This window comes from Shewanella indica, assembly GCF_002836975.1.
Classification (GTDB): Bacteria; Pseudomonadota; Gammaproteobacteria; order Enterobacterales; family Shewanellaceae; genus Shewanella; species Shewanella indica.
This window is the reverse complement of record NZ_NIJK01000032.1, coordinates 43,342-57,035: the sequence shown is the minus strand read 5'-3', so window position 1 is coordinate 57,035 and position 13,694 is coordinate 43,342. Positions and strand designations below refer to the sequence as shown.

Sequence of the window (13,694 nt, the reverse complement as noted above, 5' to 3'; positions counted from 1 at the left end):
TTTTGTATTGGAGAACGCCTGAGCCGGCTAGTTCTCATTGGTGCCGACTTGAATGGTCACATCGGCTGTAGATTCATCTCCTTTACTGTTAACCAGTTTCACTATCACATCACCCAGGAAGACGATAGGGTCTGTGTTTTCCAAACCGGGTTTAAATTCTATGGTAAAGGCACAGAAGTAGTCTTCTGTTCCAGAACCTGTGTAACCAAATGGATGGTTTAATGCACAGGAACCATAGTTGACGCCTTCGAAAGTGCCGCCCGAATTAATCAGTTTGAAACCGGGCATATCGGCACCTGGGAACACATCGACACCTGCAGCGGTGAGCATAGTCAGGTTGGCATTGTTCACGTCGGCATTATGCATACCCAGTACCACCAACATACTGGCGGCAAAGTCCATATCAACTGCGGGTGACCCTGGGGTAAAGGTTACGGTGGCATCATCCATGGCATCCACGGCCTGGCCATCTTCATCTGTACCGTATATGGTTGCCAGATTGGTATGTATATCTGTCCTGTTTCCTTGCACCTGCAGTGTGATGGTACAACTGGCATTGTGACCGGGATCCAGCATTAAACCAGCGAGTGGCGCCGGACCATATGGCAAGCCGTCAACAGTGTCTACTTCACATTTAGCGGTAAGATCACCAAATACAGAGTCATCCAAGGTGTTGAAGGTCACGGTATCAACAGTGTTTTGACCATTGATTTGATCTTTAACACCAAACAGGAAGGTAAACTCCACATCACGGAAGATAGAGAGGTCATCACCTGTTTCCAGTACAGAAGTAGGATCGGCACTCTTATCCAAGGTGATCATGGAAGGAATATCATTGATAACCACTGTGGCTGAGTCGGCAGCCATAGCTTCTATCATCTCATCGTCATAGGCCTTGGCAGTCACAGTATTAGTGTGAGAACCGGCGCCGGTGCCACTGATAAATTCGGTGAAGCTACATTCATAGTAACTACCGTAGGCGATATCGAGATAAGTACTACAACTCCCTTTGCCATTGAGATCACCAAACTTGTCATCTACCAAATAGAAGAGTTCAAGTGGTGAATCATAGGCTTCGGCAGTGTTATTGACCCTGACGGTATAAGTCACGTTTCCGCCTGACTCAGGAACCTGATCCGGGTTTGCAGTTTTCAACACTGTGATGGAGGGGTTCAGGTTTTCAACTTGTACCTGGACCACATTGGAGCAGTGTTCACCGTCTATGCCATTAACCGCAGCGCAGCTGTTGCTGTCGATGACGTCATCGCCGTTTTTGTCTTCCAGCGCCAGTTTAATCAAGTCATCATACAACTCGATATTAGGAGCAAGATCCGGCAAGTCCCTATCGACTATATGAACAGTAAACTGACAGCTATAAGACCCACTTGGCAGAATTTCGCCACCATTCGCCGGTTGAGTACAGTTGGAGGATTTTAGGTATACACCATCACTGGCTCCCACAGGTCCGCCTGCACTCCACAAGTTCAGTGAAGTGTCATAGGTACCATTGGCACCAATATCCACTTCATCGCTTAACGAAGTGATGAATAGTGAAGTTTGGGCATTGGGGTTGTTGAAACTCAACTCAAAAGTGTAAGTGCCTCCGGGTTCATTTTGGGTATTGCTGGTGATGAGTTTTTTATTGATCACAGGTGGGTTGGGTTTGATAAAGACGTCGATATCAAACGCATCGCAACGACACTTGGATGGTGTGCCGGGGGCAGCGGGATTGTTTTCACTGCAATCGGCACCGGTTTTGTTGTGCCAGGCGGCACAGTAATTGAACTCAGCCTTGCCTGAGTTATCATCATCGCGACAGAACAGGGTGATCTGCTCGCCGGCGTAGACATGAGTGGCATCATAACCTGCAGCTTTACTGATATCGGCACAGGCATCGAGGTTTTCTTCCAGGTCAACGCCGGGACCATTGGTACGCCCGAGCAGAATTGAACACTCATTATTGGGATCTGAGTCCTGAGCGCTCCAACTGCCTTCCGGCAGATAGACGGAATAGTCATACCTTTGATTAGCCGTAGTGGTAATGGTCACATCTGCCAGGAAAGTTACATCGTCACCCAGTACGCACTCTACCGGCGTGGTACCATCCAGGTTACGGATATTATCCACCTTACTTACCCTGACATCATTGGCTGTACAATTGAGGGCAAATCCCGCTTGTTCGGCCATACAAGCTTGATCGAACTGTTGCGGGAAGAAGGAGGCGTTGACGGGCGTCAAACTCGAGGCACCGTAAAGCGAGGCGCCGCCAATCAGGACGACACCCAGAGCCCTGATCAGCCAGTTACACTGGAATAGTTTCATCTTGCTATCCCTCCGAAGTTTGTTTGGCCACTGACAGTGGCCGCACATTTTAGTGAGCTTGCTGCAATCGAGTAACATCACCGGTTAAGGCTTCCCAAAGGAATGGCCGGATTCGCACAGCAAATATCCAAACGCCTCCCTGATAAGCAAACGTCATTCCATATAGTTAATATTTTGATTTTTATGTGTTTTCTATTTTTTGTCTGCCAGGTGTAACAGTCTGGGTGTTTCGTCTTTGGAACACTGTGAATGGCTTGCTTTAGAATCAGATGCTTGAGTATGTTTCAGCTTGTATCACTTGTTCAGTAGCTGGCCTGCGTGTAGCGCAGGCCAGTTTGTTTGGAGCTGAGGGGGGAAGTGAGTCGGTGGGATGAGGCGTCAGACTAATTATCCTGCTGTAATTTATCCAAAATGGCACTAAAGGCTTCGTAGGGATGAGCTCCTACCAATAACTTGGGTGTCTGCATCTGGTTATTACTTACTCGACCTATGATAAAACTTGGGGTGCCGGTGACGCCATATTGCTGACCGTACTGGAGATCTGCCATGACACTCGCCTTAATGGCAGGATCATCAAGGCAGGCTTCAAAGTCCGGCAGTTGTAAATCTTGCTGCTTGGCACTACTTAAATAGAGTTCAGGATTGAGCCGGGTAATATTGGCAAAAAGTTGTTCTCGCATTGGCCAGTAACTATCTTGTTTGCCGGCACAGGCTGCTGCAATAGCAGCGCTTTCGGCATTGGCGTGAAAGCTTAGCGGAAAGTTGCGAACCAGGTATCTGACCTTACCTGTATCTATATATTGCTGCTTGAGTTTGGGAAAGCTGAGATCCAAAAAGCGTTTGCAATAGGGACATTGAAAGTCTGAAAACTCCACTATGACGATTGGTGCTTCAGATTGACCCAAGGAGGGTAGCTTGCCTTGATTATCCAGGTCTGCCAAGGGCGGCAACTCTTTGGCTTTAGGGGTTGTTGATGCTGTAGCTATTTCATGGATCTCCTTGATTTGTTTTTCCATTTGGATCAGTTGGAGTTTGATCTCAGCCATAGATTGTTTAAGTTCCTGCTCTGAAGAGGACGGCTGCTGTGGCTGACATCCAGACAGCAACAGTAGTGGAAGCCAGATAAACATCAGCGGATGATTGAACATAGTGAGCTCCTTTAGTGGCTGCCACTGACTCCCTGGCAGCATCAGAGTTGAATTTGACACTTCTTTATCAAGCGATAGAAGGTCGTTCTGGAAATATTGAGTTGTCGGGCCGCAGCAGAGATATTGTGGCGGTTATCGGCAATGGCCTTGAGCAGTACTTCGGCATCCAGGTTATCCCTCTGTTTGGCCAGATCTATATCAGGGTTATGCTCCTTTATTCTATCCAGCCCCAGGGCTTTGGCTGAGATCTCTGTGCCTTCGGCCATGACGGCTGCACGGCGAATACGGTTTTGCAGTTCCCTGACATTACCCGGCCAGTTGTAATTATGAATGGCATTGAGGGCTTCGTTACTGAATACCAGTGAACTGGCATTGCCCGGGATGCTTTGCAAAAAACGTTCAGCCATGGGAATGATATCGATTTTGTACTCCCTCAGGCTGGGGACATGTAGCCGCAATACATTGAGGCGATGATAGAGATCTTCCCGAAATCGACCTTCATCGACGGCGTTTTCAAGGTCCTGATGGGAGGCAAATATCATTCGGCAGTTGACTGTCTGTGGATGGCAGGCGCCTATCCGCATAATTTGTTTGTCATCGAGAAAGTGCAACAGATTCACCTGGAGGTCCAGCGGCAGATCGGCGATTTCATCCAGAAACAGGGTGCCACCATCAGCTTGTTCCAAATGTCCTATATAGCGCTTGTCTGCCCCGGTAAAGGCGCCTTTTTCATGGCCAAACAGCGTTGATTGGATCAGACTTGCGGGCAGGGCGCCGCAGTTGAGGGTAACGAAAGGGCCTTGACGGCGATGGGACAGAAAATGCAACCATTTGGCACAAAGGCCTTTTCCTGAGCCGGTTTCACCGCTGAGAAGTACCGTATCGTCAGATTGTCCCAGTTTTTCCAGATCCCGCCGCAAGGTTTGGATCAGTGGGTGCTTGCCTTCAATCGCGGTCAGCGGGGCGCCATCAATGGCGACGGTGGGATTGTTCCTCGCCAGTTGTGACATACCCCAGGCATGCCCCAGAGAGTCATTGAAGCGGCACCAGCTCAAAGGCTTGTGGTAGTAATCGATAAAGTTTGCCGACAATAGCCAGCTACAACTTGTGTCCAATATGCCATCTGTCACCGCCAACCATTGCAATTTGGGGTGTTTTCTTTGGATCTCGGCTATTTCTCTGGCCTGGCACCTATGGCTACTGGTTTCAATGACGGCAACAATTACCCTGATGTCGTATTGACCCAGTAGGGTCAATGCATCATGGGCTCGCTGTGCCTTGAAGCAATGCCAGCCAAAGGGTGCCAACTCGGCGGCAATATCAGGCAAGCCATCGACAGGATCCAGGACCAATATGTTACGCCGACTGATTCTGGACCCTTTAGAATCGCTTGGAACATCTTGGTTCATGAGCGTTCAGATCCCTGGGCGTATCAGACTTTAAGTTTAGTCAGCTCAGGGAAGAGCCTCAAGTTACCGGGCAGGGTTTTGGTCGTCTGAAACCCCTAAATATAAGGTCTTGACCCAGCGCTCCTTGGGGATGAATTGCCAGCCCCATTCCCGCCATGCTTGGGGCAGTTCCTTGGCCTGCATCTGCTCGAGAGTCATGCCGCGCTGCTTGCCCGCTTTCATCCAATTGATGCAGTCATCCAGCATATGTTTGAACCTCAGGAGATCGGCCTTATTAGCCAGTTCCCCATGACCTGGAATAACCAGGGTATCCTGATCTATGAGTTCAAGCACGGCCGCGACATTGTCTCTGTAGCCGATGACCGAGCCGCCGTGGTCGAGATCGATAAAAGGAAACCTGTCTTTAAAGAAGAGATCGCCCATATGCACCAGTTTGCGATCCTGCCATAGCACCAGGGTGTCACCATCCGTATGCCCTGGGCCTAGGTGAATAAGTTCCAACACCTGGTTGTTGAGGTGAATTTTCAGTCCCTTGTCATAGGTGATAACAGGTAGCGCCTTCTTTTGGGTTGCTTTCTCATTCAAGCGCTTGAGCACATTCTCGTGGGCAAGAATGTTGGCGTTTTGGCCAAAGTACAGATTGCCCCCGGTATGATCGCCGTGAAAATGGGTATTGATGACAAAAGCCGGATGGTCCGGCTTGAGGCCCTGTAATGCCGCAGAAATTTTCTCTGCCAGCGGCGCAAACTGGTCATCTATAATAAGCAGTCCATCCTCCCCGGCGCTGACACCTATGTTGCCGCCAGCGCCGGTCAACATATAGCGACCCGGCAGCAATTCATGAGTGGTTATCTTGACCTCTGCATAGGGATTCTGGGCATAGGAATTGTTTTCCGCCGCGGCAGCCAAGCTGACAAGTGTAAACAGCACGAGTGATGTAAAGCTTTTAAGCAAACCTGGCATGGGAACTCCAACAAATAGTTGAGTGTTGGGATAAAGCTAGTTTGCTATTGATGTCCGGGCAATAAAAAAGCTGCAATGGCAGCTTTTTTATCTGTTCAGCGGCGCTTTTGGGCTCAGGTCCAGGGCAGCAGGCGCTGACTGAGTTTGAGCGATTGCCCGAGCCTGATGGCCGCATTATGACGCAGGCGGAAGAAGGCCTGGTAACACAGGGGCACCAAATAGAGACTGGTCAGGGTGGAGAAACTCAAGCCGCCTATGATGGCAATCGCCATAGGTGAGTATGGCGGGCCACCACCGCCTATCTGAGTGTCTCCCAGCGCCAGCGGAAGCAGGCCCAGAACTGTGGTCCCAACCGTCATCAATACCGGCCGCAAGCGGGTGACACAGACAGAGGCTATGACTTCAGACAACTGCTCCAGTGGCGGCGTCATCTGATTGATTTGATCCACCAGCACTATGCCGTTGTTGACCACTATCCCCATCAGGATCAGTATGCCTATCATGGCCATCACAGACATAGGCGTGCCGCTCAGCCACAGGGCCCAGAATACCCCTGTGATGGAGAAGAGTATGCTGGTAATGATGGCGCTCGGCAGCAGCAGCGACTCAAACAAAGCCGCCATCACTATATAGATCATGGCAATCGCCAACACCATGTTGATCAGCATGACAGACTCTTCCTCGTCCTGACGTTGAAAGCCGCCTCTGAGTGAGTAGTCATAACCATGGGGGAAGTTGACATGCTTGAGCGCCGCCATGATCTGTTTCTGCGCCTCTTCCATACTGAGGTCTTCAAGGTTAGCGCCTATGGAAAGTGCCGTCTGGCGATCATAGTGACGAATGACATCGAATCTGGGGACAATTTCCACCTTGGCCAGACTCTCCAGCGAATAGACCTTGTTGTCCTGCCGCACTATGGGCAATTGTTTTAGCCGCTCCAGCGACTGACGCCAGTCGCGTTCAAAGGCCAGTTCGATTCTGAGCTCACCGCTGGGATCGTGGCGAAATGAACGCAGTGCTGCGCCCCGCAGTGCCAGGGAGATACTGCCGGCAATATCCTTGATGCTCAGCCCCAGGCGGGCGGCCAGCTCTCTGTCTATCTGTACTATCACCTCCTGCTGGGCGCCGTTGAGCTCAGAGCGCACATCATGCAGGCCCTCTATGTTGGAGAGCAAAGGGATCACCTGTTCACTGAGGCGAACAAGCTCTGAGGTGGAGCGCCCGGTCAGTGTGACTCTGACGCCGGACTCATCGCTGCCCCAGCCAAACTGAGGCTTGGCAATGGAGAACTTGGGAAATCCTGCGCGGATCCGCTTTTTCAGCTCGGCGACATCTTCCTCCAGATCCGGCTTCAGCAGTATGGTGGAAGAGGCATCCTCGGGAGAGTAATAGCTGTAGACGGCATCTATGTGGAACTCTTCCTTATGGGCATAGAGGTAGTCTTCCATCTGGCTGACCATGGCCTCGGTGACCGCCAGGCTGTGACGTCCTTGCAACTGGTAGTTGATGTAGAAGCGCTCCTTGCTTTGGCTGTCCTGACTGTCCTGTTTCACCAACGACAGCGGCAGGGCGGTTGACAGTAACATCAGCAGTGCCAGGCAAGTAGCGGTTTTCGGGTGCCGCAGTATCCAGTTGAGACTGGTGTGGTAAGACTTCTGCAGCCGCGACTCTTTCTCGACCCGCTCAAACCTGAGTTGCAGTTTTGACAGCATCAAGGGGATCAGCGTCTTGGCCACCAACAGCGAGGCCGCCAGCGAAATGCAGATGGCGATGGCAACGTGTTCGAGGAAGATGGTCAGCTCCACTTTGACCCCGAAAATATTCGGCAGGAACACTATCGCCGTGGTCAGGGTGCCGGCCAGCACCGCCAGTGCTACCTTGTCGACCCCGTTGAGGATTGCCCGATCGCCAGTGTTGTTGGGGCTGTCATCTGTATTGTTATCGACAGCGCCATGTTGCTGCTCCTGCAACACACTCTCTGTGACCACCACGGCATTATCAATCAGCATACCTATCGCCAGCAGCAGCCCCATCATAGAGAGAATATTGAGGCTGTAGCCGAGAAAGTACATGCCGGCCAATGTCATGCAGATGGAGATGGGCACGGAGGAAACCACCACCAGGGTCATGCGCAGGTTGCGCAGGAACAGATACAGCACGGCAAAGGAGAGCAGGGCGCCCAGCAGACCGGACATCAACAAGTCCTTGAGCGACGATTTCACTCCGTGGGCCTGATCTTCCATGATAAACAGCTTGATCCCCTGAAATTGCTTGTCCTCTCTGGCGGCCTCAATCACTTTAAGCACCCTGGTCGAAACCTCCACCAGATTGGCGCCGGATTCCTTGAACACATCCAGGCCGACGGCATATTTCTTATCCAGATGGCGGCCCTCGGTGGCTTCAGGCAGGGCGAAATTGACTTCGCTGATATCGCCCAGGGTCAAACCCGGCAGCAATACCAGCGCCTTGATCTCTTCGAGATTACGGAACTCGCCCTTGGGAGACACCTGATAGACCCGGCCGTTGTCCCTCAGGTTGCCGCCGCTTATCACAAAGTTTTCTGCCGCCAGACGCTTGTGAATGGCGGGAACACTCATGCCACTGGCGGCCAGGCGCTGGGCATCGAGACGTATCTCTATCTGTTTTTGCTCCACGCCATAGAGGGTGACCTTGGAAACGCCTTCCACCCGCTCCAGTGGCCGTTTGAGCTGTTTCTCCAGCAGATCGAAGGCGCCGGAGAGTTCCCGCTCACTGGAGATCCTGATATTCAGCATAGGCATGTCGGCAGTTGAGAACTGCATGATAAACACCCGATCCACATCGGTTGGCAGCAGATGGCGCACCGCATCCACCTTTTCCCGCGCTTCCAGGCTGCGGGCGGCGACGTTTTCACCCCACTTCATTCTCACTTCTATCTCGCTGCCATCCTGGCTGGAACGTGAGCGCAGCTCATCGAGTCCACCCATGGTGGCGAGCGACTCTTCCAGGACATTGGTGATGTCGCGTTCCACTTCCGCCGGAGAGGAGCCTTTGTAAGGCACCTGGATAAAGATCCGCGGTATCTCTATCCCGGGGAACATCTCCAGCGGCAGCAAGCGGCTGGCGGCCAGACCAAAGAGCAGAATGGCCACAAAGAACATGCTGGTGGTCACCGGGCGCTTGAGCGCCAGTTTGGTCAGATTCATGCGCCTTCTCCCATGGTGGTCGGCTCGGCGTACTGTTTGCGGTCGAACAGGGCATAAAGCACAGGAATAACCACCAGAGTCAGCAGAGTCGACAGGCTGAGGCCGAAAATGACAGTGATCGCCATCGGCGCGCGTACTTCACTGCCGTCCCCTAAGCCTATTGCCATGGGCAGCAGCCCCAGATTGGTGGTCAGTGTGGTCATCAGTATGGGTCTTAAACGCGATGCTGCCGCTTGCTTGATGGCGTCGAGACGTTGTTTGCCGCTTTGCCTGAGCTGATTGATCCTGTCTACCAGTACTATGGCGTTATTGACTACTATCCCGGCCAGCATGATAAGGCCGATAAAGACGATGACAGACAGCTGGGTGCCGGTTATCGCCAGGCCGTAGATACTGCCGCTCAGTGCCATAGGTACAGCCATCAGGATAAGCAAGGGGTGCAGCAATGACTCAAACTGACTGGCCATCACCAGATAAACCAGGAATACCGCCAAGATCAGCGCTATCTTCAGCGATTGGAAAGAATGCTCCATCTCTTCATTCTGACCGCCGAATCGGCTCTGCACCGAGGCGGGTAGTGTCAGTTGGCTGAGAATGTGCTTGGCACTGGCCACAGCCTGATTGAGATCGCCATAGGCCAGATTGGCCGACACTATGGCTACCCGCTGCTGGCTGATGCGATTGATTGCCGAAGGTCCCAGAGTCAGCGAGACATCGGCCACGGCGCTCAAGGGGATGGGCTGCGGGCTGGATGGGTTGATCAGCATGGCATCGATATCGCTTATCTGATTGCGTTCATCCAACTCGCTGCGCACCAGAATATCTATCTTGCGCTCCCTCAGAGTGTATTTGCTGGCTACGGTACCGCCAACCCGCTGGGCTATGCTGGTGGCCACGGTTGGTGCATCCAGGCCAAGGGCGGCCATTCTGGCGTGATCAAAACGGATACTCAGCTCCGGCTGACCGTCACGCAGGCTGCTGCTGACATCGACAAAGCGGGGATCGCCCTCCAGCGCCTTAACCAATGAAGCAGCCGAGGTTTTCAACTGTTCCAGTTCATAGCCGGACAACTCTATCTCCAGCGGAGTCTTGAAGCTGAACAGCTCGGGATATTGGATCTGCGCTTCCAGCTCGGGAATAGTGCGCAACGTGCTGCGCAGCTTGGCGGCAACTTGGTCAAACGCGCGGTGATCGGCCAGCACCACCTGCAGCCGCCCCCAGTTTTCGCCGCCACGCCGGGTATCTGAAGTCATGAGACCACCGCTGCCGGCCTGGCTGTAGGCGTGTTTCACGTCCTCTCTGTCCTTGATAGCCAGTGCCAGACGCTGCAATACGGCATCGGTTTGGCTCACCTCACTGCCGGGAGGCAGCAGGATTTCCACATAGAATTCGCCTTGATTCATCGGTGGGATCAGCTCCATTCCCAGGCGGCTCATCAAGACGCCAGAGATGGCGGTGACCGCAATGGCCAGCGCCAGAGTGATGCCACGGAACTTGAGTGCCAGGTTCAGCAGCGGCCGATAGCCATCGGCCAGCCAGCCGTAGCAAAGGTTAAACAGTCTGGACAGCGGCTTCATCACCAGGGATACCAGCCACACCAGCAGCCGGGTGACGATTAACACCAGCGTCAGCAGCAATCTTGGCAGATAGCTGAGCAGCAACAGGAAAGGGAAGGTAAACACAGTGGCGCTGTAATGCTTGAGTTTGCCAAGCTTACCCGCCGGAGGCTGCGGTTTGTCACGCTTGACCAGTTCCGGCAACATAGTGAAGCCTTCGCGGGAAGCCAGCATAGGAATCGAGGTGAGGGCAACCAGCAAAGAGGCCAGCAGGGCGAAAGTAACGGTCAGGGCCTGATCGGCAAACAGGGCCCCGGCAATGCCGTCGACAAATACCAAGGGCACAAATACCGCCAGCGTGGTTAGGGTAGAGGCAAAAATCGCTCCGGCCACCTCTTTGGTTCCTGTGATGGCGGCCTGACGGCGATCCATCCCCTGAGCCTTGCACCTGTCGATGTTTTCCAGCACCACGATGGCGTTATCCACCAACAGCCCCACCGCCAGCGCGATACCGCCGAGCGACATGATGTTAAGACTGATATCGGCAAAATACATCATGTTAAAGGTGGCTATCACAGAGAAGGGGATAGAGATGGAGATGATCAGGGTCGGGATGATGTCTCGAAGGAACAGGTAGATCACCAGCATTGCCAGCAGACTGCCGATAAGGGCTGATGAGGTCACTTCGCTGACGGCGCTTTCGATAAACTCCGACTGATCGTAAATTATTTCAGGCACTGGCGTGGCGCTGTCTTTGGCCTCGGAGCGCATCTGTTGTAACTGGCTCTTAAGCTTATTGGCTACGGCTACCGTGTTGGCATCGCCCTCCTTATAGATGGCGAGCTCAATGGACTCCTTGCCGCCGATGCGGGTGATATCGCTGCGCTCTTTAAAGGCATCCTTCACTTCGGCTATTTCGCCAAGACGTACCAGGGTATTGCCCTTTTGATAGACAATCACATTGGCCAGCTCATCGAGGGAGTGGAACTGGTTAACGGTGCGCACCAGGTATTCGCGGTCGCCCTGGATCACCTTACCGGCAGAAAGGTTGACGTTTTCTTCGCTGATGCGATTGCGAATGGCTTCACTGCTGAGATCCAGCTGCGCCAGTTTCTGTTGATTGAGCAGAATATGCACTTCCTGCTCCAGCCCGCCGGAAAGGCGCACGGCAGCGACTCCGGAAAGTGACTCGAGATCCCGCTTAAGCTCCTCTTCGGCATAAGTCCGCAGGCGCTTGAGCTCGGCTTCTGTGGCCTTGGGGGCCGGCAGTGCCAGGCGCATGATGGGATCGAGATTGGGATTAAAGCGCAGCAACAAAGGCTTTTTCACATCCAGCGGCAATTCTATGGTATCGAGTTTTTCCCGCACATCGAGACTGGCCATATCCATCTCTGTGCCCCATTCAAATTCGAGCACCACATCGGACATACCTGAACGGGAAATCGAACTTATCTGTCTCAAGCCTTTAACAATGCCGACCGCTTCCTCGATAGGTTTGGAGATAAGCTGCTCCACCTCCACGGGTGCCGCGCCCTCGTAGAGGGTGCGTATGGTGAGTGTGGGGTAGCTCAAGTCGGGCAACAGCTTTACCGCCAGACGGGAGAAACCCACCATGCCGAACAGGATAACGGCCAGCATAAACATCCAGACGGTCACCGGACGCTTGACCGAAGTGGTAATAATAGACATAAGAGGTGGTCCTTGTGACAGTTAGTTGGCCTTGGCCAGATCCAGCGGAGCTATCACTTCCACCAATGATTGATCCTTGAGATTGTGTTGACCGCGAACCACCACCTGCTCACCCGGACTTATGCCCTCAATGATTTCCACTTTATCATCCTGGCGGTAACCCAGTTTGACCTCGCGGCGCTGCGCCTTGCCCTCTTCGATAACATAGAGCGCCTTGCGATCATCCTGATTGATGACGGCGTTATAGGGCACCACTATCACATTATCGTGGGTGTCGTATCTGAGTTCGACCCGGGTAAACATCCCGGCCTTGAGACTGGCATCCTGATTGGGGATCGAAAGGGTTACCTTGAAAGTGCCGCTGGTGGCTTCCACCACAGGGCTTATTCTGAGTACCTTGGCCGCCACTTGCTGCTGGCGGGAACTGATAACTTCGGCTTCCTGACCTATGCGCAAACTGCTCAGTTGCTGCTCCGGCAGATTGACTATGCCGTAGAGCTCATCCTGATTGACCAGATAGAACAGCTCTTCAAACTCTTTGGCCATATTGCCCTGTTTGACAAAACGTTTGGCGACCACGCCATCTATGGGAGAGCGGATTTGGCTTTCTTCCACCTGCAGTTTGGCCAAGTCCCGACGCGCCTTGGCCGCTTGCAGGTTGAATTCCAGTTTGGCCATGGCATCGGCACTGACAAACTCTCGGTTATTCATTTTCTTCAGCCGGTTGAGCTCCTGCTCGATGATTTGCACCTCGGCTTCGGCCTTATCCAGCTCATAGCGTTGACGACGGGAGTCTATCACCGCCAGCAACTGCCCCTTGTTGACTCTGTCACCTTCCTCGACTTGCAGAGTTTCTATCAGCCCGGCAATCCGGCTGACCACATGGGCTTCTTGTGGCGCTTCCAGTGTGGCTGTGGTGGCGTAGAAGGAGGAAACCTGGCCTTGAGTGACTATGCTGGTCTCGACCGGAATGGCAAAGGCTTGTTGTTGTTCTTCCTGCTGTTGTTCGCTGCAGCCGCTGGCCAGAGACCCAAGCAGTAAAACAGTGCTCAGGGTGTAGGTGAGGTTACGCTTCATGTGAAAGTCCTTATCTTGATCTTTGTTGCGATAAAGCAAAACCGGTGCCAATTTTTAATTTCATTTTAAAACAAAGGTTAATGATGTTTCAGTGTCTGCTGCATTGAGGTGTTTGATGCCAATGTAGCGAAAAAGTTTATTTTGTGATGTTTTTTGCCAGTGGTGTTCATTATAGCGTTTGGCTTTATGGCCAAGGAGTGAAGATGGGTCAGACTGAAGCCTTCATACAGGCTCATTATGTGGCTTGGACAAGTTAAGAAAGGCGATGGATTAAGATTCAAGCCGGTAAAAGGCCGTCACTCAGATGCAAGGCACAGCTGGATAGGGAATTGCTGGAAGCATGAG

The 13,694-nt window shown here is 52.6% G+C and carries 7 protein-coding genes; all 7 read right to left on the bottom strand.

The window, feature by feature from the left end:
* Positions 1-27: 27 nt before the first annotated feature.
* Complete coding sequence (locus tag CX650_RS10725; protein ID WP_101095802.1) at positions 28-2,322, bottom strand: hypothetical protein; 2,295 nt, start codon at positions 2,320-2,322, stop codon at positions 28-30.
* Between the two features lie 383 nt (positions 2,323-2,705).
* Positions 2,706-3,470: a DsbA family protein gene (locus CX650_RS10720; protein ID WP_071477426.1), complete on the bottom strand. Its 765-nt coding sequence runs from the start codon at positions 3,468-3,470 to the stop codon at positions 2,706-2,708.
* A 41-nt stretch (positions 3,471-3,511) separates the two neighbouring features.
* Positions 3,512-4,879 carry a sigma-54-dependent transcriptional regulator gene (locus tag CX650_RS10715; protein WP_101095801.1) on the bottom strand — a complete coding sequence of 456 codons (1,368 nt, stop codon included), beginning with the start codon at positions 4,877-4,879 and terminating at the stop codon, positions 3,512-3,514.
* A gap of 63 nt (positions 4,880-4,942) precedes the next feature.
* The gene (locus CX650_RS10710) at positions 4,943-5,842 is read right to left on the bottom strand and encodes an MBL fold metallo-hydrolase (RefSeq protein WP_101095800.1); all 900 of its coding nucleotides are present in this window, start codon (positions 5,840-5,842) and stop codon (positions 4,943-4,945) included.
* A gap of 113 nt (positions 5,843-5,955) precedes the next feature.
* Positions 5,956-9,027, bottom strand: coding sequence for an efflux RND transporter permease subunit (locus tag CX650_RS10705; RefSeq protein WP_101095799.1), 3,072 nt, complete (start codon positions 9,025-9,027; stop codon positions 5,956-5,958).
* The gene (locus CX650_RS10700) at positions 9,024-12,272 is read right to left on the bottom strand and encodes an efflux RND transporter permease subunit (protein WP_101095798.1); all 3,249 of its coding nucleotides are present in this window, start codon (positions 12,270-12,272) and stop codon (positions 9,024-9,026) included. The genes CX650_RS10705 and CX650_RS10700 overlap by 4 nt, the downstream gene beginning before the upstream one ends.
* Positions 12,273-12,293: 21 nt before the next feature.
* Positions 12,294-13,349, bottom strand: a complete 1,056-nt coding sequence (locus CX650_RS10695) for an efflux RND transporter periplasmic adaptor subunit (protein WP_101095797.1) — start codon at positions 13,347-13,349, stop codon at positions 12,294-12,296.
* Positions 13,350-13,694: the final 345 nt, after the last annotated feature.